This is a genomic window from Alteromonas sp. 4NS20-0143, from assembly GCF_057542855.1.
The window spans coordinates 300548-324024 of sequence record NZ_BAAJLR010000002.1 but is presented as its reverse complement, the minus strand read 5'-3'; the positions used below and the strand labels follow the sequence as shown (position 1 = coordinate 324024).

The window sequence follows — 23477 nt, the reverse complement described above, 5'->3', positions numbered from 1 at the left end:
CGTGAGTAACGATTTTGATTCGAAAGCACGAGCTAGTTTAGCCAGTGCCGCAAAAGAAAGAATTTTAATTCTAGATGGCGCCATGGGCACCATGATCCAACGCCATAAACTGGAAGAAGATGACTATCGCGGCGACCAATTTGCCGATTGGCATTGCGATGTTCAAGGGAACAACGACCTTCTTGTATTAACTCAGCCCGACCTCATTTACCAAATTCACTGCGACTACCTAGACGCAGGTGCCGATATTATTGAGACGAACACGTTTAATGCCACCACCATCGCCATGGCCGATTACGACATGGAAGCCATATCTCGTGATATTAACGTGGCAGCTGCAAAACTGGCTAAAAAAGCTGCGCAACAATACAGTCTAAAAACACCGGACAAGCCTCGTTACGTTGCCGGCGTACTTGGGCCTACCAACCGCACCGCGTCAATATCCCCAGATGTAAATGACCCGGGCAAACGAAACGTCACCTTTGACGAATTAGTTAACGCGTACAGCGAGTCTACCGAAGCACTCATTGAAGGTGGTGCTGACCTCATTATGCTTGAAACCATCTTCGATACGCTAAATGCCAAAGCGGCGGCCTTTGCTGTTGAGCAAACCTTTGAGAAAGTGGGTAAAACCTTGCCAGTTATGGTGTCGGGTACTATTACCGACGCATCGGGGCGCACACTATCAGGTCAAACCGCCGAAGCGTTTTATTACTCTATGCGTCATATTAGTCCATTTTCTTTCGGACTTAATTGTGCATTAGGCCCTGATCTTCTGCGACAGTATGTTGATGAAGTTGCCACTATTTCAGAGTGTTTAATTTCAGCACACCCCAATGCTGGGCTGCCCAATGAGTTTGGTGAATACGATATGGAAGGCCCTGAAATGGCCGAACATATCAAAGAGTGGGCGGAATCTGGCTTAGTCAATATTGTGGGAGGCTGCTGTGGAAGTACGCCTGAGCACATAAGTGATATAGCCAACGCCGTTGCGGGCATTAAGCCTCGTCAAGTTCCAGCATTTGAACCTAAAATGCGTCTGTCAGGCCTAGAGCCATTTGTACACTAGGAGGGCAATGTGAGCGCAGATTTTTCTACATTTATAAATATTGGTGAAAGAACCAACGTAACCGGATCAGCTCGATTCAAACGGCTCATTTTGGACGGTGACTACGAAGCTGCACTCGACGTTGCTCGTCAACAAGTTGAGAACGGTGCGCAAATCATCGATATCAACATGGATGAGGCGATGCTCGATTCAGAGCAGGCAATGGTGACGTTTTTAAACCTTATTGCGTCTGAGCCTGACATAAGCCGAGTGCCTATCATGATTGACTCCTCAAAATGGGACGTCATTGAGGCCGGGCTTAAATGCGTACAGGGCAAAGCCATTGTAAACTCCATAAGCCTTAAAGAGGGTGAGGCACTTTTCATTGCACAAGCGAAAAAAATCAAACGATATGGCGCCGCTACGGTTGTTATGGCGTTTGATGAAAAAGGCCAAGCAGACACCCAAAAGCGCAAAGTTGAAATCTGTCAACGAAGCTATAAGGTCCTCACTGAACAAGTTGGGTTTCCTCCCGAAGATATTATTTTTGACCCGAACATTTTTGCTGTCGCAACCGGCATTGAAGAGCATGATAACTACGCGGTCGACTTTATTGAGGCAACACGTGTTATCCGCAAAACGTGCCCCTATGCGCACATTTCAGGTGGCCTTTCCAATATTTCATTTTCGTTTCGTGGCAATAACCCTGTTCGCGAAGCTATGCATTCGGTTTTTCTTTTCCACGCTATTCGAGCGGGGATGGACATGGCCATCGTTAATGCCGGTCAGCTTGAGGTGTACGATGAGATTCCCAAGGCACTTCGCGAAGCGGTAGAAGACGTTATTTTAAACAGGCGCAGCGATGGCACCGAGCGGCTACTCGATATTGCGCCACAGTTCCAAGGCGATGGAAAGGCTGCGGCAAAAGAAGATCTTACCTGGCGAGAACAAAACGTAAGTAAACGCTTAGAGCATGCTTTGATAAAAGGGATTACCGATTACATTATTGATGATACCGAAGAAGCGCGTCTAGAGGCTGAACGCCCGCTACACGTTATTGAAGGCCCGCTCATGGATGGGATGAATGTCGTCGGGGATTTATTTGGCGAAGGTAAGATGTTCTTACCTCAGGTAGTTAAATCTGCCCGAGTAATGAAAAAAGCAGTCGCTCACCTACAGCCATACATTGAAGCTGAGAAGTCTGACGATAATAAAAGTAACGGTAAAATATTACTGGCCACCGTAAAAGGTGATGTTCACGATATCGGCAAAAATATTGTTGGTGTTGTTTTGCAGTGTAATAACTTTGAAGTTATTGATATGGGTGTCATGGTGCCCGCGGCAAATATTCTTCAAAAAGCGAAAGAAGAAAATGTGGATATGATTGGCCTTTCGGGTCTCATTACACCGTCGCTAGATGAAATGGTGTACGTGGCTAAAGAGATGGAGCGCCAAGGTTTTGATATGCCACTGCTTATCGGTGGTGCAACAACGTCGAAAGCCCATACTGCCGTTAAGATAGAGCAAAACTATCATCCAGCTGTGGCCTATGTACCTAATGCGAGTCGTGCAGTAGGCGTGTGTCAGAAATTGCTGAACAAAGGTTCGCGGGATATATACGCAAAAGAATTAGCGAAAGAATACGATACGGTACGAGAGCAGCATGCTCGTAAAAAGCCCCGCAGTAAGCCTGTTACACTTGAGGCTGCGCGAGCTAATGGCTGCAAAGTCAATTTTGCTGAGCACCCTGTTAAGCCAGCGCAGCTTGGTGTAACGCCTATCACCGCAGACTTGGCTACATTACGAGATTATATTGACTGGACGCCTTTCTTTTTAACGTGGTCATTAGCAGGGAAATATCCACGAATCCTTAATGATGACGTGGTTGGTGAAGAAGCAACGTCATTGTTTGCTGATGCCAACGCCATGTTAGATAAAATTATTGCTGATAGCTCACTTGAAGCAAAAGGCGTGATAGGGTTGTTTCCCGCAAATAGGGTGGGCGACGATATCGAAGTCTATTCAGATGAGAGCCGCACTTCGGTAAAAGGGGTTGCACATCATTTGCGTCAGCAAACCCAAAAAGATAAATTTGCCAACTACTGCCTTGCCGATTTTGTGGCTGAAAAGCAAAGCGGAATTGCAGATTATATCGGCGCGTTTGCAGTTACTGGCGGCATAGGTGAGGACACCCTTGCCGATGCATATATTAAGGCCGGTGATGACTACAATGGCATTATGGTAAAAGCCGTTGCTGATCGCCTAGCTGAAGCGTTTGCTGAATACCTTCATCAGCAGGTGCGCTTGAAGTATTGGGCCTATGCGCCTAATGAAACCTTAAGCAATGAAGAACTCATTAGGGAGAAGTACCAGGGTATTCGACCTGCGCCAGGTTATGCGGCGTGTCCAGAGCATACTGAGAAACAGCTCATTTGGGATTTGTTATCTGCAAAAGAGCACACCGGCATGACGCTTACTGAAAGTTATGCAATGTGGCCTGGCGCGTCCGTATCGGGATGGTACTTCGCTCACCCAGAAGCAAAATACTTTGCGGTGGCTAAAATCCAACCTGACCAAGTTGAGGATTACGCCAAGCGCAAAAACTGGACATTGGAAGAAGCCGAGAAATGGCTTGGGCCTAATCTGAGTGATTAGGTCAATCTGCCGCTTTGCTAAATTATCTGTAAGATGGAAGTTATAACAGTAATGGAAAAACCATTTAGCCAAGCCTGTGAGAATAACAAACGCCCAATTTTAGATATTCTAAAAAGGGCGTTCGCCCATACTCAACAGGTGCTTGAAATTGGCAGCGGAACCGGGCAGCACGCATCCTACCTTGCTGCTCATTTGCCTCATTTGATGTGGCATACGAGCGATCAATACGAGTACCACGACGGAATAAACGCTTGGGTAAGTGAGTCTTCACTATCCAATCTTATTCAGCCAATCGGATTTAAGGTGGGTGTAGATCCGTTTCCTGCTTTGCCCTTTGATGGAATATTTTCCGCCAATACTGCCCATATTATGCAAAAGCATGAGGCAAAACTGCTTATGGAATTAGTGTCGCAGAAACTTCCTAAAGGCGGCACATTTTGCCAATATGGCCCGTTCACACAATCAGGTGTTTTCTCATCTCAAAGTAATGCTGAGTTTCATCAATCGTTAGTCGAGCGGGGATGTGGCGGCTACAGAGATATTGATGAACTCAAAGCATGGGCTAAACGACTCACATTGAAAGAAATGATAACGATGCCTGCTAACAATCTTATGTTAGTGTGGACGAAAGAATAATAACATTTAAAACCAATTTTCTAAAAAACTATCAAGGAATACTATGTCATTTTCAGTTAACCACTACTTCGACAATAAAGTCACCTCAATAGCATTTGATTCAGCAAATGGTCCCTGTACATCGGGTGTGATGTCTGTAGGTGAGTATACTTTCGATACTTCAAAGAAAGAACTAATGAAAGTTGTCGAGGGTGAGCTTACCGTAAAACTACCCGGTAGCGATGAGTGGCAATCGTTTCCGGCCGGCACTGAATTTAACGTAGATGCCAATGTGTCGTTTGACGTAAAAGTATCATCGCCAACGGCTTACCTTTGCTTTTACAGCTAGTTAGGGCGTGTTGAACGTTGTTGTACGAGTTTTGGGCTAAATGCACAGAAAGCCTTAGCCCTAGCTAATACCTATATGGACGAAGGGCCTCGATTCTCAACAGCGCCTTCGCTTCAACAGCCCGCCGTTATTGCTGCGGGCTGTTTGTTTTTAATCCTTGCGCCATTGCCATCTCTACAAAACTATCAATAAAACCCAGTGTGTCAGTACGCTTTCTGTGCCCCACGAATAAGGTTTTTGTTAGCCCCTCTTCGCCAAGGGGACGACAGCACAGCAGTTCACTTTCTTTCGACTCATCTACAAGCCATTTAGGCAGCGCAGTTACCCCTCTTCCTGCTGCAACCATTTGCATAATAATCTCAGTGGTCTCTATAGTTTTGTGACTTTTAACAGATGCATTGGCCGGTGTTAAAAATTGAGAGAATATGTCCAATCTACTGTTTTCAACTGGGTAAGAAATGAGCGTCTCTTGAGCGAGGTCCCGAGGTGCTATAAATGCCTTCGACGCCAAGTTGTGTGTACTGTGCATAACGAGAACCTGTTCATAGCTAAACACAGGTGTGTAAGTAATCGCGTCTAAGTGCAGGGGATCGGGAGTAATGAGTACATCAATGTCATAACCATGCAGCGCTTGTAGGCCACCAAAAGAAAAGGCACGTCGTACGTCTACGTCTACATCAGGAAAGCGTTTTAGAAAGGGAGCGACTATTTTCAATAGCCATTCAAAGCAGGGGTAACATTCCATTCCAATGCGCAGTGTGCCTTGCTTGCCCTCGGCAAATCGACGAAGTTGCGCTTCTGTGTGTTCAAACTGAGGTAAAATACGCTGTGCAAGGCCAAGTAAACTTTCACCTGCTTGAGTTAAAAACAAACGCCTGCCTTCTTTTTGCCACAGCGGAACATCAAACTCGTGTTCAAGCTTTTTCATAGCATGACTTAAGGCCGACTGGGTTAAGTACAAGGATTTCGCGGCTTGAGTCATCGTGCCATGCTGGTGTATTGCGTGGACAATACGCAGGTGTTGTCTATCAATCATGTGTATAAAAGCGCTTGTGAGTGTGTAGTCAATATAACATCAATAGATGTGTTAAAAGCGCTAATTCAATAACCCTATTTAAATAACTGGTTTTAATTAAATAACGAGCATCTTTTCACTCACCAAGCCTAATCACACATAGTGACAGCATCAGCCAGCCGCTCTTCAATAATACGCCTAATAATAATAGACATCTCACGGAAGGTCTTTCGACTAGGTGATGTATTACGCCATGCAAGAGAATGCTGGCGTTCAATAGGCATGTTAGCAATTTCGCACACGTGTAAAGCTTCAGGTTTGTGTAATTCAGAATGAATATAAAGACCGGGTAAAAAGGCAACACCCATACCCATAACCACCATTTGTCTTAATGTATCAAGGCTAGTGCCTTCATAGTCTCGCTGTAAGTCTGCACCTATGTCTTCGCATATTCTTTGCACTTGATGGTGAAAATGATGCTTATCTTCTAACGTAAGTATTTTTTCACCGCTGATATCTTCAGGGTGCACAAATGCTTTTCCCGATAGAAAATGATCAGACGGAGTAACAAACTTTAGCGGTTCTTTAAACAGCGGCGAGGTAATAAGCTGTGAGTTATCACTTGAAAGGGGGGAAAGGATAATGTCGTACTCACCTCTTAATAATCCGTGCTGCAAGTCATCGGGTGACGCTTCTCTTACGTAAAATCGCAGTCCCGGCTTTAGTCTGTGCAAATCGGGTAAAACAAAAGGCAATAAATAAGGGCCAAGTGTCGGAGGAATACCCAGCCGATAGGTGATTACTTCTCCTTTTGAGAGATCGCGAGCCATTTCCGAGAAGCGTTGAGTAGACTGCAAGACCTCTTCTGCACTTGCTAAAAGCGCCTTTCCTTGTGGCGAAAGCAAGGTGCCAGTACGGGAACGTTCTAAAAGCGTTAAATTCAGTGTGTCTTCTAACGCATTTATCTGGCTAGTCAGCGTAGGTTGGCTAATGCCAAGTGCCCCCGCTGCCTGTCGAAAATTGAGGTATTTTGCAACGGCCACAAAGTAGCGAATCTGGTTAAACGAGGGGGCTTTACCACCTAATTGCATAATTAAAACTCCTACTTTTGGCTATAATTAATGGGCAATCCATCTAACAATTAACTCGCTTGATAGTTTTTGGTTATCACGAGGTGGTATATTAAACTATTAATCTATCAAGTGACACTAGAGTATTAACATTGTTATAACTATTAAAAATAACCGGGAGTATTCTATGGAACACGTCTTTTCAGGTGTTGCGAAGTTTCAAAAAGAAGTTTATCCAAACAAAAAAGCAACCTTTCAAAAGTTAGCGAATGGTCAAAACCCAGAAGTTCTTTTCATCACGTGCTCAGATTCTCGTATTGACCCGAACTTAGTTACTCAAACCGATCCGGGCGAGCTTTTCATTTGTCGTAATGCGGGCAATATTGTTCCTCCTCATAGCAATCAAACCGGTGGCATGACAGCGTCTATTGAATTTGCGGTAGCTGCCCTAGGCGTTTCCCACATTGTTGTATGTGGTCATACAGATTGTGGTGCTATGAAAGGCGCTATCAGCCCTGAAGGTTTAGATTCATTACCTCATGTAAAGGAGTGGTTAGGTCACTGCCGCGCAGCGACCGACGTTGTTAAAGAACGTTGTGGTCACGATAAACTATCGATTGACGATCTAGAGGCGGTGACAAAAGAAAACGTATTGCAACAAATACAGCACCTTCGCACTCATCCTGCAGTGGCAGCTAAAATTGCGACTGGACAAGTAGAGCTTCACGGCTGGGTTTACAATATCGGTAGCGGCGACATGTTGTGTTACAGCAGCGAAGCTGGCGACTTTGTTACTATGGACCAGACAGAGGCTGAAGCGCGATTCAAACGTGCAAAATCGGCTGAATAAGAGGGAACATTTGTGGTAAAAATAAATTTTTCAAATTTAAGAGGTGATCTCACTGGCGGTTTAACCGCCGGTATCGTTGCATTGCCTCTTGCATTAGCGCTTGGTGTAGCCTCAGGTCTTGGACCTATGGCTGGCCTGTATGGTGCAATAGCTGTTGGTTTTTTTGCTGCTCTTTTTGGTGGCACACCAGCTCAAATTTCTGGTCCTACTGGGCCAATGGTGGTGGTACTTGCTGGCTTATTTGCCAGCCTGTCTGGCGATGCAAGCCTAATATTTACGGCGGTAATGCTAGCTGGTTTATTCCAGATAGCGTTTGGCTTTTTTGGGGTCGGGCAGTATATAAGGCTCGTCCCTTATCCAGTGATTTCGGGCTTCATGTCTGGGATCGGTGCCATTATTATAATTTTGCAAATCGGCCGTTTACTAGGTCATGAACCTCCAGGTGGTACCATCGGTGCGCTTTCGTATCTCCCAACAGCGTTGGCTGATATCAACTTTTCAACCCTTGCATTGGGTCTTGGTACCTTAATCGTAGCGTACAAATGGCCTGCGTCTTTAGGTAAGTATGTACCTGGTGCACTTGCTGCACTTATTATCGGAACATTAGTAAGTCTCGCGCTAAGCGTACCAGTATTAGGTGATATTCCAACTGGCTTGCCTAGCCTTCAATTGCCTGTATTTGACCAAAGCAAAATATGGCTAGTGGTTGAAGCTGCATTTGTTCTTGCGCTGTTAGGTGCTATCGATAGTCTTTTGACTTCGCTTGTTGCAGATAACATGACGCGTACTCGTCATGATAGTAATAAAGAGCTTATCGGTCAGGGTATTGGTAACACTTTTGCTGGTCTAATTGGTGGTATTGCCGGTGCAGGTGCAACCATGCGTACTGTGGTAAATATCCGAAGCGGCGGTAAGTACAACGTGTCTGGTATGGTGCATGCGTTGGTATTACTTGGCATCGTTTTGGGTTTAAGTCCTCTCGCGGCTCAAATTCCTCACGCTGTGCTAGCCGGTATATTGGTAAAAGTTGGACTAGACATTATCGACTGGGGCTACCTAAAACGTGGTCACAAAGGCCCGCGTTGGGACTTCGCCTTAATGATTCTTGTATTATCACTGACGGTATTTGTAGACCTTATCACCGCAGTGGGCGTAGGTGTTGTGCTTGGAGCTCTAGCGTATGTTAGACAAGTCGCACAGCTTCAAATTGAAGAGCTGCAAAAGATACCTCAAGATCTTAACGACCCTAAAGAGAATGGATTACTTGAAGAACTAAAAGACAAAGTGTCTATCTTTAGCTTCGGTGGTCCATTGAGCTTTGGTGCGGCAGCTGATTTAGGTCACCGTGTTCGCGAGCGTGTTCAGCCTGGCAGTAAGTTCACTATTTTGGACTTCTCACGGGTACCTTTGATGGATGTATCTGCAGCAATGGCAGTTGATACAGTAACATCAGACGCACTAGCGGCAGGAAGACAGTTGATAATTTGTGGTGCCAACGAAAAGCTCAACAAAGTACTTGAGGGTGTTAATGAAGCTCACCCTGGCATTCCTAATTTTGAGACGCTACACGATGCGCTTTTATACGCAAAAAAGAAAGTAGGCGGGAGTGACGATAGCAAACCATCGCTGCAAGCCGCTGCTCAGTCGTAATAAATAGATTACACTGGTTAAAAGCCTCTGCTTCGTAAAGAACCGGGGGCTTTTTTGTGCCCTCACTGAAATACCTTCTAAGTTACGTATTGTGTTTGAAACAAAGACCCACTACAACCAGACTGCCAATAGCCAATAGCCAATAGCCAATAGCCAATAGCCAATAGCCAATAGCCAATAGCCAATAGCCAATAGCCAATAGCCAATAGCCAATAGCCAGCCTCTATTCATTACAAGTCGCTATTAGGTAGTCGTCGTTGGCAATGGATGAAAGGTAAAAATAGAAGTTAAGAATAGATAGGTAAGATCAGACAAGGCTTTTAGCCCAATAAAAAAGCACCGTACTTACGTAGGGTGCTTTTTAGGTTTTTTAGAGTGCCGTTGCATAGCGTAAGAATTGCTACTTCATAGCTAATGCACTGTCAGGAAATAGGCCGATTATAGTGCTAACCGGCGCTGTCTCAGGTTAATTGACACCCAGTATAGGGTTATTACCAAATACGTACACGCTCATCTGGCGCTAGGTATAGCGCGTCACCCGGTTTAACATCAAACGCTTCATACCACGCATCATGGTTGCGAGGTGCTTGTGCACGGAAGCGGCCTGGTGCGTGTGTACCGGCACGAAGCTGGTTCAACATGCTTTGTTCAGTACGCTTTTCTTTCCAAACTTGAGCCCAAGCAAGGAAGAAACGCTGATCGCCTGTAAGACCATCAATAACTGGCGCTTCTTCACCGTTAAGGCTAAGTTTGTAAGCGTGGTAGGCCATTGCAAGACCACCTACATCACCAATGTTTTCACCTAGGCTGTTACGACCGTTGACGAAGTTGCCTTCAATGGGCTCGTACTTACTGTATTGAGCTGCAAGGGCATCTGCTTTTTCTTCGAACGCCGCGCGATCTTCGTCTGTCCACCAGTTAGTTTGTATACCCATGGCATCAGACTTTGAGCCTTGGTCATCAAAACCGTGACCCATTTCATGACCGATAACAGCACCAATGGCACCGTAGTTAACCGCTGCGTCTGCATTTGGGTCGAAAAATGGTGGTTGAAGAATTGCCGCAGGGAAAACAATTTCGTTGAACGAGCTGTTGTAGTAAGCATTGACTCGCTGTGGTGTCATACCCCAACGCTCACGATCGGTTTTCTCAAGCTCACGCTCTACCGATTCAGCATGGAAGAATTCACGTAAATTGCGAACATTACCAATAAGGTCGTTGTCACTAATAGTTACGCCATCAAACGACTGCCACTCATCTGGGTAACCAATTTTAGGACGAAATGCCATTAGCTTTTCTTTGGCATTAACCTTGGTTTCTTCTCCCATCCAATCAAGGGTATCTATACGCTCGCTTAATGCAGCACGTAAGTTTTCAACTAGCTCAGCCATTTGTGTTTTAGAGCTTTCAGGAAAATACTCATCTACGTAAATCTTGCCAATGGCAAAACCAAGCGATTGCGTACCAGACATTTGACTTAACGCACGCTTCCAACGAGGGCGCGGCTCTTGTTGACCGTTAAGCGTACGACCGTAAAAGTCGAAATTGGCCATGTACACATCTTCGGCAAGCATGTCAGCATTGTTAGAAATCGTGTGATATTTCAAATAAGATTTCCAGTCGTTTAAGTCAACTTGGTTTATCAATTTGATCACATCTTTCACAGGCTGAGGCTGAGAAATATTGAGCTCTGGTACCTTATAGCCTGACTGTGCGAAATAGACATCCCAATCGAAACCAGGGTATGCATCAGATAGCTTGCTGCGCTCAATTTGGTTTAGGGTTAGGTCACGATTACGACGTTTTTCACGAGGCCACTGAACTTCAGCTAGCTGAGTTTCTAGTGCCATAATATTCGCTGCTTTTGTGCCCGCGTCTTCTACGCCAGCTAAGGTAAGCATCTCTTCAATGTGTGCTACATAGGCTTCACGAATTTTTACAAAGCGCTCACTATCGCTTAGGTAGTAGTCGCGATCGGGAAGACCAATACCACCAACACCTACACTTAACTGATATTCATTGGGGTCAAGACGGTTGTACCACATGCCGCCACCAATAGGCGTGCTATAACCGTATAGCCAGCTTTTACCGAAGGCTGCGGTTAGGTCTTTTGTGCTCTCTATACTATCAATGTCGCTTAATACATCACTAATAGGAGATAGGCCTTTTTCATTGATGCTCTCTGTGTCCATAAAGGCAACGTAGAAATCTCTTACTAACTTTTCATCAGCGTTAAGCGTTTCCTTTTCTGTCAGACCATCGATAATGCTTTTTACCTGCTCTTCGCTGCGTTCAGCTAAGCCTGTAAATGCGCCATAGCGCGTTTTATCAGCAGGGAGTTCATAGTTGTCATACCAAGTGCCACTGGCATACATAAAGAAATCGTCACCTGGCTTAACCGCTTCATTTCGGGCAGAAAGATCAACACCAAACGAGCCAAGTTCTGCTTCGGCTTTTGCTTCAGCAGGCTCTGCTTTGGTCATTTGTTCTTTGACTTGCTCTGGTTGAGAGCAACCAGCCAGGCCAAGTGATGCCGCAATCGCTACGGCAAGGAGTTTATATTTCATATGGTTTCTCATTTTAGTTTTATGTGTCGTCGTTAGGATGAATGACACTTTTTGTTTTTAAAGTAGGCACAAATTCCTGGTTAAAAGGTAAAGCATTCTGTGCCTGATTAAAATAGTGGGCGATATGTTCGTTTTCTTGCTGTAAAAAATTTGCGACAGCATCGTGGAAAGCAGACTCAAACAACTGGTGTTTGGACTGACAGTAAATAGGCTCAAACCCCCGCAATATTTTATGTTCGCCTTGAGTGCCTGGGTTGAAACGAGTGAGCTTATTGTTTATCGCAAACTCGATACCTTCGAAATAACAGCATGCAAAATGCAGGCTATCGATATCTTTGAGTGCTCCCCAATAACGTCCATAAAGGCCAGATTCGTCGTGAAAAAATAAAGCGCTAGCCACCGGATTTCCGTGCTCAACTGCTGTAACAATAAGCAGGCGTTCACTCATAGTCGACACAAGCGTTTCAAAAAAGGCGGTATTGAGGTAGCCAAGGTGGCCACTGCGCTTTAAATAGGTAGATTGATAGCACTTGACGAAGAAGGCGAGTCTTTCTGGGGTAATGTCGCTTCCGCTGTAATGTGAAAATTGGATGCCGTTTTCAGTCAGTTTTTTTCGGGTTTTGCTTATCGATTTACGCTTTCTTGAGGTGAGGGCATTCAAAAAATCATCAAAGTGCGTGTAACCATAGTTGTGCCACTGAAATTGCACGCTGTGGCGAGTTAAATAATAGTGTTCTTTAGTTAGGAAGTTGTTTTCGCTGTCTGAAACAAATAACCAGTGTAGTGACGAGATATGCTCTTTGTGTTTCGATTGGCACTGCGCTCTTAAAGTATCTGCAATTTGCGCTAATAGAGCAGGGGCGCACGTTAAACCTTCTTTTATTAGTAACCGTTTGCCTGTTACCGGAGTGAAAGGTACGGCACTTATCCATTTGGGGTAGTAGTCTATACCGTGTTGATGATAAGCATTTGCCCATGCGTGGTCGAATACGTACTCGCCATAGCTGTGTGTTTTAAGGTAGCCAGGTATCGCCATAACAAGTTGGCCCTCATGCTCTACCGTCACATGAAACGGGCGCCATCCCGATTCTTCACTACAACACTTTGACGTTTCTAATGCATGCAAAAACTCAAATTGGAGAAATGGGCCTGCATTCTCAGCGAGAGAGTTCCAATGCGCTTTGGAGATACTTGCTATGCTGTCGTGTATTATTACTTGTTCATTCATAATTTCATTTAAAGTATATCAAGCGCTAGTAATGCGACTCTGTTCTTATTAAGGCTAGACTGTCGTCGGTATTACGAAATAAAATACTGCTTCAAACTAGGTCAACGGAACCTAATCAAACCACATCACCCATGCCGTAATTTTAGTATTTGAATAATTACGGAAAACAGTAACAAGTAGGGTCACAAAAATGTCAGAGTTTGACCGAAAGATCATTATCGACGCGATTACCCGCATGCTGGCACGACGAGAGCATAGCTACAGTGAGATAGTGCGTAAACTTACGCAAAAAGGCATTGAGAACGAAGCGTTCTTACCAATTCTAGATGCTTTTCGTGAAGCCGATATTCAAAGCGACGAGCGATTTGCTCAAAGCAGAGCGCGGGCGCTGTATTTAAAGGGTAAGGGCCCAAGAGTGATAAAGCTAGACCTGCAACAATACGGTGTTGATGAAGGGTATGTTCGAGAGGCTTTTGAAGAAATTGAAGCGGATTGGTTTGAAAGCGCCAAAACGGCAAAAGTGAAAAAATTTGGCGCATTCTTTGAAACAGACTTCACCTTACGTCAAAAACAAAAGCGCTTTTTACAATACCGAGGGTTTTACCAAGAGCATATAGACTATGCGGTAAGCAACGAGTGACTAAGTGGTAAGCAACGAGATGTTATGCTGTAAGTAACAAGTAAATGTGCCGACAATTTTATTTTAGCTGCAGTTTTGTTGATGTTTAGTAAAAAATTGCCCACTACATAGCCCCCTTAGGCTTAACAGAAAACCACTATTCGTGCTATTGTTTCGCAAAATTGTGCGAGCATAACGCCACGTGACGCGGATATCTCTTTGTTCACTATTTTTACTCGACTTTTCACTTTGTTGTTTACGCACTTTTCCTTGCTATGAAATTGTTGGGTTATAAAATTTTTGGGCAGTGGAATTGTGAGTGATTTAAGCAACTGAGTGATTTAAGCAACAATGTCGAGTAAGGGCTTCGCACCGTCTCATTAATGTATAAAGGAAGTTAGGTTTTCAATGACAATATCAACTGCTGACTTACGCAACAAGTTCAAAGATTATTTCAAAAGTCATGGCCATCACGCCGTCGCTAGCTCGTCACTGGTACCTGCAGATGATCCAACGCTTCTTTTTACTAACGCAGGCATGAATCAATTCAAAGACACCTTGTTAGGCGCAGATAAGCGCAGTTATTCTCGTGCAGTGTCTTCTCAGCGCTGTGTAAGAGCCGGTGGTAAACACAACGATTTAGAGAACGTAGGTTACACCGCTCGTCACCATACATTCTTTGAAATGCTGGGTAACTTTAGCTTTGGCGATTACTTCAAAAAAGAAGCTATTGAATTTGCCTGGAACTTTTTAACAAAAGAAGTGGGCCTTCCTGAAGAGAAGCTATTAGTGACTGTTTACTCTGAAGATGATGAAGCCTTTGATATTTGGGAAAATCACATTGGCGTTCCCAAAGAGAAAATCATTCGCATAAGTACCTCTGATAACTTTTGGTCTATGGGTGATACAGGGCCTTGCGGTCCATGTTCTGAAATATTTTATGATCATGGTGCACATATCTGGGGCGGTCCTCCTGGTACGCCAGAGGAAGACGGCGATCGTTTCATTGAAATATGGAACCTAGTATTCATGCAGTACAACAAGCAGGCTGATGGCAGCATGGAGCCCTTACCTGCACCCTCTATCGATACCGGTATGGGACTTGAGCGTATTTCTGCCATTTTGCAAAACGTGCACAGCAACTACGAAATCGATTTATTTCAAAATCTTATCAAGTCAGCGGCGTCAATTGTCGGTACCGATGATTTAGAGAATAAATCATTGCGAGTGATTGCTGATCATATTCGTTCGTGTAGCTTCTTAATTTGTGATGGTGTTATGCCGTCTAACGAAGGTCGTGGCTATGTACTTCGTCGTATTATCCGCCGTGCTGTTCGCCATGGCTATAAGCTAGGTGCTGATGATATCTTTTTCTACAAACTGGTAGCCTCATTGGCCACTGAGATGGGCGAAGCGTACCCAGAGCTCGTTGACCAAAAGCCAGTAGTAGAAAAAGTACTTCGCGTGGAAGAAGAGCAGTTTAGTAAGACACTTGCCCGCGGAATGGCAATGCTTAACGAGACCCTTGAAACATTAGAAGGCGATACTATCCCAGGCGATGTTGTGTTCAAGCTTTACGACACCTACGGGTTCCCTGTTGACTTGACCAACGACGTAGCAAGAGAGCACGAGCTTAAAATTGACGAGGCAGGCTTTGAGTCTGCTATGCAGCAGCAGCGAGCAAGGGCGCAACAAGCGAGTAATTTTGGTACCGACTACAATAATAGATTGGTAGTTGAACAAGAAACCGCCTTTACGGGTTACACCGACATTGACGGCAGTGCAACGGTTGTTGAGCTAATTGCGAACAATGAATTCGTCGCCACCTTAGAAGACGGTCAAGAAGGTGTTGTGGTGCTAAACAGCACGCCGTTTTATGCGGAAAGCGGTGGCCAATCTGGTGATAAAGGCATACTAAGCGTAGCAGGTGGTGAATTCGTTGTATCAGACACTCAAAAGATGGGTAAAGCATTCGCTCATAGAGGGGTTGCTAAAGGTACAGTGAAAAAAGGTGATACAGCTACCGCATCTATTGATGTGGCCAACCGAGAAGCAATTAAAAAGAACCACAGTGCGACTCACTTATTACATGCTGCTCTTCGCGAGATACTGGGCGAGCACGTAACGCAAAAAGGCTCTTTAGTTGAGGCTCCTCGCTTGCGCTTTGACTTCTCTCACTTTGAAGCCGTGACGCCACAGCAAATTGCGCAAATAGAGCGTCGAGTCAATGAACAAATCAGAGAAAACCATGTCCTATCTACAGAGCTAATGGAGCTTGAGGACGCAAAAGCGTCAGGCGCAATGGCGTTGTTCGGTGAAAAGTACGACGAAAAAGTGCGCGTTGTAAAGATGGGACCGTTTTCTGTAGAGCTTTGCGGCGGTACTCACGTAACGAGAACCGGTGATATTGGTTTGCTTAAAATTACCAGCGAGGCAGGTATCGCATCTGGCGTGCGTCGTTTAGAAGCAGTGACAGGCGAAGAGGCCCTAAGTGTAATCCAAAACCAGCAGGCTACGCTTGCGTCGCTATCGGCAATGTTGAAAACAGACAGTGCCAATGTGCTAGACAGGGTAGCAACATTACAAAATCATACTAAAGAGTTAGAAAAAGCACTCACTGCGGCCAAACAAAAACTGGCAAGTCAGCAAGGTGCTGATATGCTTAGTAATACGGTAGAAATAAATGGCGTAAAAGTGCTAGTCGCTAATTTAGAAGGTGTGGAAGCTAAGTCATTGCGTTCAATGATGGATGATATAAAGAACCGAATCGGCGAAGGCATCGTAGTATTAGGTGTAGCAAATGATTCAAAAGTTAATCTTATTGTTGGTGTTACCAAAAACCTTACTAGTCAGGTAAAAGCCGGCGAGTTGGTGAACTTCATTGCCTCGCAAGTTGGCGGCAAAGGTGGCGGTAGACCTGACATGGCTCAGGCAGGTGGCGACAAACCTGAGAATCTCAATCAGGCGTTAGATTCGGTTAACGCTTGGTTACAAGATAAGCTATAATGATAAGTGCATATAACAGTGAGTTTTTGAAGTGACACAGAAACATGGAATCACTGTGCTTCCGCTGGGTCGTGCCGGCGAGTTAGCAAACTATAATGGAAACGTTAAATATAAAGGAACAGGAGCAAGCGAATGCTTATTTTGACTCGTCGAGTTGGTGAAACGCTTATGGTTGGTGACGATGTTACTGTTACTGTGTTAGGCGTCAAAGGGAATCAGGTACGAATAGGTGTTAATGCACCAAAAGAAGTTTCTGTGCACCGTGAAGAAATATACATGCGTATTCAGGCAGAAAAAGGCGGACAGCCGGACTCTGCAGAATAAACGCTAATATAGCTTCATTGGGAAAGGTCGGCGCACGCCGGCCTTTTTTGTTTCTGTATTTTAAAAAGGATGGTACTAGCCCAAAATTTGCCGGCAATGATTGATTGACGAGTTAACAGTAGGCGTGGGTCGTGTGATTGGTATACAATTAACGTGTTTTTTAAACGAATCGTTTAAAATGACAGCGGACGAACACTTTCTTCCTAAAAAAGGTTTGACTCAGGCCAATGAATCCGTAAAATGCATCCCGCACTCAAGGAGAGGTGGGTGAGTGGCTGAAACCAGTTCCCTGCTAAGGAACCGTACGTTAATTCGTACCGAGGGTTCGAATCCCTCCCTCTCCGCCATTATTCGTTGATAGTGGCGGTCGACAAAAAGTTTATTGCGCGTGTGTAGCTCAGCTGGATAGAGTACCTGGCTACGAACCAGGCGGTCGGAGGTTCGAATCCTTCCACACGCGCCACTTATTTTGAAGCGTCACCTTTTGATGTAAAAGTCGAAAGTAAAACAGTTTACGCGTGTGTAGCTCAGCTGGATAGAGTACCTGGCTACGAACCAGGCGGTCGGAGGTTCGAATCCTTCCACACGCGCCATATAAGAAAGCCCACCTCATTGAGGTGGGTTTTTTTATGCCTGCCTCAAAATGACCCAAGCTCCCTCATTTCTACATGGCGTGCACTAATGCACTCTTTTTCATTATTCTCTTTTAAAAATTGTGCACCTCTGCACTTGCTAAAATCACAATCAAAAACCGACAGTTTTCATCTTTATGGCATTTATCACATTGTGTTGTTGAGTTTTGATAAACCCCATGATAGTTATTTATCTTAGATTTTATTAAAGCGAGTTCACATGGACACCGATTCAGTCACTAGCCTGCTAATGGAAGCGGCTTCACTTATGCTAATAGGTATGCTGTTTGTATTTTCCTTTCTTGGTTTGCTTATCCTAGGGATCCATCTTATTGCGCGCTTTTGTAAAGCATTCCCCGGCGAGGTTGACTCAGAGTCAGTTTCTACCAGTAGACCCAAGCATTCAGCGCAGCCGGGTATTGATGGCAATATCATCGCCGCCATCTCCGCTGCTGTTCATACTCACCGTCAATCTAACAAAAATATATAGCTTCAAGGAACTACCATGACAAAGCCACTTGCGCTTACCGAGCTTGTTTTACGTGATGCACATCAATCTTTGCTCGCCACTCGGATGCGAATAGAGGATATGCTGCCTATTGCTGAAAAATTAGATAGCGCTGGGTTTTGGTCTGTAGAGTCTTGGGGAGGCGCCACCTTTGACGCCTGCATTCGCTACTTAGGGGAAGATCCCTGGGAGCGTATTAGAAAACTGAAAAAGGCGATGCCAAATACCAGGCAACAAATGTTATTACGCGGACAGAATTTACTCGGCTATCGTCACTACGCCGACGATGTAGTGACGCGGTTTGTCGAAAGGGCTCACGAAAGCGGTGTGGACGTATTTAGAATATTCGATGCGATGAACGATATTCGCAATTTAAAAACAGCCATTAAAGCTACCATTGATAGCGGAGCCCACGCGCAGGGTACCATTTCATATACGGTGAGCCCTGTCCACGGGCTAGAAACGTGGTTAGAAATGGCCAAGCAGTTAGAAGACCTTGGCGTTCACTCTATTTGCATTAAGGATATGGCAGGACTGCTTAAACCGTACGAGTGCGAAGCTTTGATCGCAGGGCTTAAAGAGACAGTGAATGTTCCTATTGCAATGCAGTGTCATGCAACAACAGGGTTAAGCACGGCCACTTATCAAAAGGCTATTGATGCAGGTATCGATATGCTGGATACCGCCATTTCCTCTATGAGCATGACGTATGGTCATACGGCCACTGAGACAATGGTATCTATTGTTGAGGGTACTCAGCGAGATACGGGAATATCACTTCCACATTTAGAAGAGATCGCCAGTTATTTTCGCGAGGTCAGAAAAAAATACAGTCAGTTTGAAGGCAGCTTGAAAGGTGTGGATGCGCGCATTCTTCTCGCTCAAGTGCCAGGTGGAATGCTTACCAACATGGAAAGCCAGCTAAAAGAGCAGGGTGCAGAAGACAAATTTGAAGAAGTATTAAAAGAAATTCCGCGGGTTCGTGAAGACCTCGGTTACATACCGTTAGTAACACCTACGTCTCAAATAGTAGGCACCCAATCTGTATTAAACGTACTCACGGGAGAGCGTTACAAAAGTATTACTAAAGAAACCGCCGGAGTTTTAAAAGGTGAGTATGGTGCGACTGCAGCGCCGGTGAACAGCGAGTTACAAGCGCGGGTGCTAGACGGAGCAGAGCCAATAACATGTCGCCCTGCTGATAACATTTCACCTGAACTCACTAAACTTGAAAAAGAATTAGATGAACTTGCTCACAAAAAGAACATTGCTCTGTGTGAAAGCAAAATTGATGACGTGTTGACCTATGCACTCTTCCCTCAAATTGGTCTTAAGTTTCTTACCATTCGAGGGAACCCTGATGCATTTGAGGCTGCGCCGACGCTCGATGAGAATTCAAAGGACCATACTAAGAGCAATACCAAGAACTCATCTTCTACTAAAAACGCTGCACAAGAGGGCCAAACCCAGCAGGTGACGTCTTCACAAGCAAATGCAGCCGCGTATGACGTTAACGTTGATGGAAAGCTTTATCACGTAGAGGTAGCTCCTTCAGGCGCATTAAAACAAGTTTCTGAGGTTAACGGCAATACTACAGCCAGTGCTGCTATGCCTGCAAATCAAACCCAAGCGTCAAATCAAGCTGCATCAGCATCTCAAGCAAGCGCTGCACAAATTATTGATGCGCCATTGGCCGGAAACGTATTCAAGGTTTTGGTGCGCAATGGTGATAGCGTAGCCGAGGGAGATGTGGTCATTATTTTGGAAGCCATGAAAATGGAAACAGAGATACGCTCGGCCTATACAGGCACAGTTAGCGATATTCTCGTTAGTGATGGCGACGCTGTAAGCAGTGGGCAATCACTGATTTCGTTGGGGTAATACATGGATAGTTTACTACTGCTTTGGGATAGTACCGCACTTGCCCATTTTGAGGCTGGCCAACTCGTAATGATGTTGGTGGGCTTTGGGTTGCTCTATTTAGCCATCGTTAAGAAATTTGAGCCTCTTTTGCTGTTACCCATAGGATTTGGCGCGCTTCTCACTAATATCCCCATAGCGGGCTTCTCCGAAGCGGGAGGGTTGCTCCACTATATTTATAAAATCGGTATCGACACCGGTGTGTTCCCACTCCTTATTTTTATGGGGGTTGGGGCCATGACCGATTTTAGTGCGCTTATTGCTAATCCAAGAATGCTATTACTGGGCGCGGCAGCTCAATTTGGCATTTTCGCTACGCTCTTCGGTGCCATCGCTTTAAATTTGCTGCCAGGTTTTGAGTTTACCTTAAAAGACGCCAGTGCTATCGCTATTATCGGTGGAGCCGATGGGCCTACCGCAATATTCCTTGCTTCTCGTTTAGCGCCGGACTTACTAGGTGCCATCGCCGTTGCGGCATATTCGTACATGGCATTAGTGCCCATTATTCAGCCTCCTATTATGAAAGCTCTTACTACCAAAGCTGAGCGAGAGATTAAGATGGGGCAATTGCGCTTTGTTTCTAAACGAGAAAAGATAATTTTTCCTCTGGCGGTGTTGTTCCTAACGATTTTATTTTTACCTGCGGCAACCCCTCTTGTAGGCATGTTCTGTTTCGGTAACTTAATGAAAGAGTGTGGTGTTGTAGACCGGCTGAGCAATACAGCACAAAACGAACTTATTAATACAGTGACAATCTTTCTTGGTCTTGCTGTTGGCTCGAAGTTATCGGCTGAGGCGTTCCTCACGGTAGAAACCCTTGGCATTCTCGGGCTAGGTGCTATTGCTTTTGCAATTGGTACGGCAACCGGTGTGCTCATGGCAAAATTAATGAGTCGGTTAAGTGGCAATGCGATCAACCCGTTGATTGGAGCCGCGGGCGTATCTGCTGTGCCAATGGCCGCGCGAGTAGTCAATAAAGTGGGTCTAGAAGCCAATCCTCATAATTTCTTACTTATGCACGCTATGGGGCCTAATGTGGCTGGCGTGTTAGGCTCAGCAGTGGCCGCAGGTATATTACTAGCTCTCGTAGGATAACTAGCTCTCGAAGGATAATAATGATTAGCGCGGTAGAGCTCAACCCTGCCGCGCTTTTGCCAGAAGTATAGAGTGCGCGCAGGGCTGGGTGCCAATAGAGCAGGTGCCAGCAAAGCAAGGTGCTAGCAAAGCATGGTGCTAGCAGGATATAAACCAGCAGGATCAGGCTATTTGACTTACAAAATGAATCCAGAAGATGTGTGTACTGCTGCGGCCGCTGTTGCCGCACCCAGTAACGTAACCACGCCAGCACCGGCTAAAAACGTACCTAACTTCTTAGCAAACGATCTACTTTTTGCCTGCGCTGGCAGCTTTTGCGAAAAAAACGAAGTAAGAATAAAAATTGCACCAGCAATAACTGCATAGCTCACGTAAGTCATCAACATAACATTTTCCCATTATTTAAATGTGTAGTGCTTGTTTCGTTCGACACAGAGTAAACGTTCATTTTCATGAGTTACATTATGTTAACAAACCAAAGGCTCTGGCCGTTTTTAATGTTGACTTTCGCTTTCGATATTATTGATTAGCGAATGGTTTGCTGTGGCACAAGAGAGTGGTAGGCAGTCACGAGTTTTTTAGTCCGAGTGTGTTGGGGCCAACGAAATATAGTTTCTGTTTTGCCCTCTTCAACAATTTGACCGCGCTCCATTACAATAACTTTATCTGCAATATGGCGCACAATACCCAAATTGTGACTAATAAAGATAAACGCCAAACCAAGCTCTTGTTGCAACTCTAAAATCAAATTGACAGTTTGCGAGCGAATAGAGGGATCAAGGGCGGCAAAAGGCTCATCTGCTACCAGTACTTTGGGTTTGAGCATGATTGCGCGAGCAAGTGCAATACGCTGCTGCTGACCGTCTGAGAGCATATTCCGATAAAAGTAGAAGTGCTCTCTTAACAATCCTACTTTGACGAGGGTATCTTCAATGATTTTCTTACGCTCGTTAGATTCCAGCGTGGTATTCAATCGCAAAGGCTCATCGAGTATACGGCCCACCGGAACCGAAGGGTTCATGGTTTCGTTGCTGTGCTGCAATATCATCCGAATGTCATGCGTTCGTTTTCGCTGACCGTCTTTCGATTTATATTTGGCTAAATACTTGTGCTCATTAATTTCAATTTCGCCCTCGTCAGCACGAACGGCACCCACGAGTAGCTTGGCTAACAGTGATTTGCCAGAGCGATTTTCGCCAATAATAGCTACGGTTTCTCCGCGCTTAACCGTTAGGTCAATGGGGCCAAGCTCAAAAACTTCAGGCCGTTTTAACCAGCGCTTGTTTTCATTGTGTAGAAACCTAAGTTGCTTTACCTGCATAACGTCGGTCATAGTTTCTCCATATGCAAAGGATAGTGGCAACTGTAGCTGTGATCGTGGATGCGCCTTACTGCTGGTGTTTGTACGCAAGCACGTTGTGCTCGGGGGCATCGTGGACCTAATCGACAGCCAATAGGCAAATGCTGCAAGGTGGGTATTGACCCAGCAATGGTGGGCAAATGAGACTTAGGCGGTAAATCCTTCCTAAAGCTTGGGGCACTATCAAGCAGAGCCTTTGTATAAGGATGCAGCGGCCGCTTTTTAATATGCTTCATTTTACCTGATTCCACCGTTTGCCCTGCATATAGCACCGTCATCGTATGCGACATGCTGGCGATGGCAAGAAGGTCGTGACTCACAAATAAAATAGATAGAGACCGGGTTTGATTTAAGCGAGTGAACAACTTAAGAATTTGTGTCTTTGTCGTTGGCTCCATGCCACGTGTAGGATCATCAGCAATGAGCAGTTTAGGTTGTGAAACCAGCGCCATGGCAATCATAAATTTTTGACCAATATCGCTTGGAATTTGATGGGGATAGGCGCTTAAATAGTGCTTGTGATGCTTTATTCCTACTTTATGTACCGTGCTGATCGCAATTTTTCTGCGTTGTTGAGCGCGTTGCCAAAACCATCGCCCCTGAATAAACTCACTGGGAATACTTTCTTCTAGCTGTTCACCAAGCGTTGCAGAGGGGTCTAAACTGGTTTGCGGGTTTTGAAATACCACCGCAATTTCCCGTCTCATCACCTCACGACGTTGTTGAGAAGACATACCGAGAAGATTTTCACCATTCCAACTCATTCTGTCTGCGGTAACCGACCACTCTGAGGGCAGGGCCCCACATATTGCAGATACGATTAAACTCTTGCCTGAGCCAGACTCACCCACTAATGCGCGAATTTCTCCAGTGCTCACCGTTAGATTGACTTTATCCAAAGCTTTAATGGTGCCCTCACTACTATGCATTTCTAGCGTCAGGTTTTTTATATCTAACATTGGCATT

At 45.1% G+C, this 23477-nt stretch carries 19 protein-coding genes and 3 tRNA genes; 15 read left to right on the top strand and 7 right to left on the bottom strand.

The window, feature by feature from the left end; all coding sequences use genetic code 11:
* Window position 1: 1 nt before the first annotated feature.
* The 4 genes from AC27HD_RS05140 to ppnP are packed head-to-tail and all read left to right on the top strand — an operon-like array spanning window position 2 to window position 4667.
* Window positions 2-1069, top strand: coding sequence for a homocysteine S-methyltransferase family protein (locus AC27HD_RS05140; protein ID WP_487104240.1), 1068 nt, complete (start codon window positions 2-4; stop codon window positions 1067-1069).
* Window positions 1070-1078: 9 nt separating this feature from the next.
* Window positions 1079-3703, top strand: coding sequence for a methionine synthase (metH, locus tag AC27HD_RS05135; RefSeq protein WP_487104238.1), 2625 nt, complete (start codon window positions 1079-1081; stop codon window positions 3701-3703).
* A 51-nt stretch (window positions 3704-3754) separates the two neighbouring features.
* A complete protein-coding gene (locus AC27HD_RS05130; RefSeq protein WP_032094429.1) occupies window positions 3755-4339 on the top strand; it encodes a DUF938 domain-containing protein in 585 nt (194 codons plus the stop codon).
* A gap of 43 nt (window positions 4340-4382) precedes the next feature.
* The gene (gene ppnP, locus AC27HD_RS05125) at window positions 4383-4667 is read left to right on the top strand and encodes a pyrimidine/purine nucleoside phosphorylase (RefSeq protein ID WP_032094430.1); all 285 of its coding nucleotides are present in this window, start codon (window positions 4383-4385) and stop codon (window positions 4665-4667) included.
* A 127-nt stretch (window positions 4668-4794) separates the two neighbouring features.
* Here the strand turns inward: ppnP and AC27HD_RS05120 are convergent, their stop codons facing one another.
* Together AC27HD_RS05120 and AC27HD_RS05115 are read right to left on the bottom strand one after the other, a co-directional pair.
* Complete coding sequence (locus AC27HD_RS05120) at window positions 4795-5703, bottom strand: LysR family transcriptional regulator (RefSeq protein ID WP_032094431.1); 909 nt, start codon at window positions 5701-5703, stop codon at window positions 4795-4797.
* Between the two features lie 128 nt (window positions 5704-5831).
* Window positions 5832-6773 carry a hydrogen peroxide-inducible genes activator gene (locus tag AC27HD_RS05115; protein ID WP_032094432.1) on the bottom strand — a complete coding sequence of 314 codons (942 nt, stop codon included), beginning with the start codon at window positions 6771-6773 and terminating at the stop codon, window positions 5832-5834.
* Between the two features lie 166 nt (window positions 6774-6939).
* On the opposite strand from AC27HD_RS05115, the gene AC27HD_RS05110 reads away from it, so the two are divergent.
* Together AC27HD_RS05110 and AC27HD_RS05105 are read left to right on the top strand one after the other, a co-directional pair.
* Window positions 6940-7602 carry a carbonic anhydrase gene (locus AC27HD_RS05110; RefSeq protein ID WP_032094433.1) on the top strand — a complete coding sequence of 221 codons (663 nt, stop codon included), beginning with the start codon at window positions 6940-6942 and terminating at the stop codon, window positions 7600-7602.
* Window positions 7603-7614: 12 nt separating this feature from the next.
* Complete coding sequence (locus AC27HD_RS05105; RefSeq protein ID WP_032094434.1) at window positions 7615-9252, top strand: SulP family inorganic anion transporter; 1638 nt, start codon at window positions 7615-7617, stop codon at window positions 9250-9252.
* 491 nt (window positions 9253-9743) lie between these two features.
* On the opposite strand, the gene AC27HD_RS05100 is transcribed toward AC27HD_RS05105, so the two are convergent.
* Both AC27HD_RS05100 and AC27HD_RS05095 read right to left on the bottom strand, forming a co-directional pair.
* Window positions 9744-11819 carry a M13 family metallopeptidase gene (locus AC27HD_RS05100; RefSeq protein ID WP_032094435.1) on the bottom strand — a complete coding sequence of 692 codons (2076 nt, stop codon included), beginning with the start codon at window positions 11817-11819 and terminating at the stop codon, window positions 9744-9746.
* A 19-nt stretch (window positions 11820-11838) separates the two neighbouring features.
* Window positions 11839-13047: a GNAT family N-acetyltransferase gene (locus AC27HD_RS05095; protein WP_487104234.1), complete on the bottom strand. Its 1209-nt coding sequence runs from the start codon at window positions 13045-13047 to the stop codon at window positions 11839-11841.
* Between the two features lie 190 nt (window positions 13048-13237).
* On the opposite strand from AC27HD_RS05095, the gene AC27HD_RS05090 reads away from it, so the two are divergent.
* From AC27HD_RS05090 to AC27HD_RS05050, 9 genes are all read left to right on the top strand, one after another.
* Window positions 13238-13687 carry a regulatory protein RecX gene (locus AC27HD_RS05090; RefSeq protein ID WP_032094437.1) on the top strand — a complete coding sequence of 150 codons (450 nt, stop codon included), beginning with the start codon at window positions 13238-13240 and terminating at the stop codon, window positions 13685-13687.
* A gap of 387 nt (window positions 13688-14074) precedes the next feature.
* The gene (gene alaS, locus AC27HD_RS05085; RefSeq protein WP_487104232.1) at window positions 14075-16672 is read left to right on the top strand and encodes an alanine--tRNA ligase; all 2598 of its coding nucleotides are present in this window, start codon (window positions 14075-14077) and stop codon (window positions 16670-16672) included.
* A gap of 132 nt (window positions 16673-16804) precedes the next feature.
* Entirely contained in the window at window positions 16805-16996 is a 192-nt protein-coding gene (gene csrA, locus AC27HD_RS05080; RefSeq protein WP_032094439.1) for a carbon storage regulator CsrA, read from the top strand.
* Window positions 16997-17253: 257 nt separating this feature from the next.
* Window positions 17254-17343: transfer RNA gene (locus AC27HD_RS05075), tRNA-Ser, on the top strand.
* 39 nt (window positions 17344-17382) lie between these two features.
* A tRNA-Arg gene (locus AC27HD_RS05070) sits at window positions 17383-17459 on the top strand.
* Window positions 17460-17512: 53 nt separating this feature from the next.
* Window positions 17513-17589 (top strand) — tRNA-Arg (locus AC27HD_RS05065).
* A 259-nt stretch (window positions 17590-17848) separates the two neighbouring features.
* Window positions 17849-18118 (top strand): OadG family protein, encoded by a 270-nt coding sequence (locus AC27HD_RS05060; protein ID WP_032094440.1) that lies wholly within the window; start codon window positions 17849-17851, stop codon window positions 18116-18118.
* A 15-nt stretch (window positions 18119-18133) separates the two neighbouring features.
* Entirely contained in the window at window positions 18134-20017 is a 1884-nt protein-coding gene (gene oadA / locus AC27HD_RS05055; protein WP_487104229.1) for a sodium-extruding oxaloacetate decarboxylase subunit alpha, read from the top strand.
* 3 nt (window positions 20018-20020) lie between these two features.
* Window positions 20021-21151, top strand: a complete 1131-nt coding sequence (locus AC27HD_RS05050) for a sodium ion-translocating decarboxylase subunit beta (RefSeq protein WP_487104227.1) — start codon at window positions 20021-20023, stop codon at window positions 21149-21151.
* Between the two features lie 176 nt (window positions 21152-21327).
* Here AC27HD_RS05050 and AC27HD_RS05045 read toward each other — a convergent pair whose 3' ends face one another.
* The 3 genes from AC27HD_RS05045 to AC27HD_RS05035 form a co-directional block, all read right to left on the bottom strand.
* Complete coding sequence (locus AC27HD_RS05045) at window positions 21328-21537, bottom strand: hypothetical protein (RefSeq protein ID WP_487104225.1); 210 nt, start codon at window positions 21535-21537, stop codon at window positions 21328-21330.
* A 140-nt stretch (window positions 21538-21677) separates the two neighbouring features.
* On the bottom strand, window positions 21678-22484 hold the full coding sequence (locus AC27HD_RS05040) for an ATP-binding cassette domain-containing protein (protein WP_032094444.1): 807 nt from the start codon (window positions 22482-22484) through the stop codon (window positions 21678-21680).
* Window positions 22481-23476 (bottom strand): peptide ABC transporter ATP-binding protein, encoded by a 996-nt coding sequence (locus tag AC27HD_RS05035; protein ID WP_032094445.1) that lies wholly within the window; start codon window positions 23474-23476, stop codon window positions 22481-22483. Before AC27HD_RS05035 ends, AC27HD_RS05040 begins: the two co-directional genes overlap by 4 nt.
* Window position 23477: the final 1 nt, after the last annotated feature.

What these genes read in the sequence shown, in the direction of transcription:
- AC27HD_RS05050 (WP_487104227.1), top strand. Translation starts at nt 20,021, where the DNA reads ATGGATAGTTTACTACTGCTTTGGGATAGTACCGCACTTGCCCATTTT.
- AC27HD_RS05100 (WP_032094435.1), bottom strand. Translation starts at nt 11,819, where the DNA reads ATGAAATATAAACTCCTTGCCGTAGCGATTGCGGCATCACTTGGCCTG.
- AC27HD_RS05095 (WP_487104234.1), bottom strand. Translation starts at nt 13,047, where the DNA reads ATGAATGAACAAGTAATAATACACGACAGCATAGCAAGTATCTCCAAA.
- ppnP (WP_032094430.1), top strand. Translation starts at nt 4,383, where the DNA reads ATGTCATTTTCAGTTAACCACTACTTCGACAATAAAGTCACCTCAATA.
- AC27HD_RS05040 (WP_032094444.1), bottom strand. Translation starts at nt 22,484, where the DNA reads ATGACCGACGTTATGCAGGTAAAGCAACTTAGGTTTCTACACAATGAA.
- AC27HD_RS05090 (WP_032094437.1), top strand. Translation starts at nt 13,238, where the DNA reads ATGTCAGAGTTTGACCGAAAGATCATTATCGACGCGATTACCCGCATG.
- AC27HD_RS05120 (WP_032094431.1), bottom strand. Translation starts at nt 5,703, where the DNA reads ATGATTGATAGACAACACCTGCGTATTGTCCACGCAATACACCAGCAT.
- AC27HD_RS05060 (WP_032094440.1), top strand. Translation starts at nt 17,849, where the DNA reads ATGGACACCGATTCAGTCACTAGCCTGCTAATGGAAGCGGCTTCACTT.
- AC27HD_RS05045 (WP_487104225.1), bottom strand. Translation starts at nt 21,537, where the DNA reads ATGTTGATGACTTACGTGAGCTATGCAGTTATTGCTGGTGCAATTTTT.
- AC27HD_RS05115 (WP_032094432.1), bottom strand. Translation starts at nt 6,773, where the DNA reads ATGCAATTAGGTGGTAAAGCCCCCTCGTTTAACCAGATTCGCTACTTT.
- oadA (WP_487104229.1), top strand. Translation starts at nt 18,134, where the DNA reads ATGACAAAGCCACTTGCGCTTACCGAGCTTGTTTTACGTGATGCACAT.
- AC27HD_RS05035 (WP_032094445.1), bottom strand. Translation starts at nt 23,476, where the DNA reads ATGCCAATGTTAGATATAAAAAACCTGACGCTAGAAATGCATAGTAGT.
- alaS (WP_487104232.1), top strand. Translation starts at nt 14,075, where the DNA reads ATGACAATATCAACTGCTGACTTACGCAACAAGTTCAAAGATTATTTC.
- AC27HD_RS05110 (WP_032094433.1), top strand. Translation starts at nt 6,940, where the DNA reads ATGGAACACGTCTTTTCAGGTGTTGCGAAGTTTCAAAAAGAAGTTTAT.
- AC27HD_RS05130 (WP_032094429.1), top strand. Translation starts at nt 3,755, where the DNA reads ATGGAAAAACCATTTAGCCAAGCCTGTGAGAATAACAAACGCCCAATT.
- csrA (WP_032094439.1), top strand. Translation starts at nt 16,805, where the DNA reads ATGCTTATTTTGACTCGTCGAGTTGGTGAAACGCTTATGGTTGGTGAC.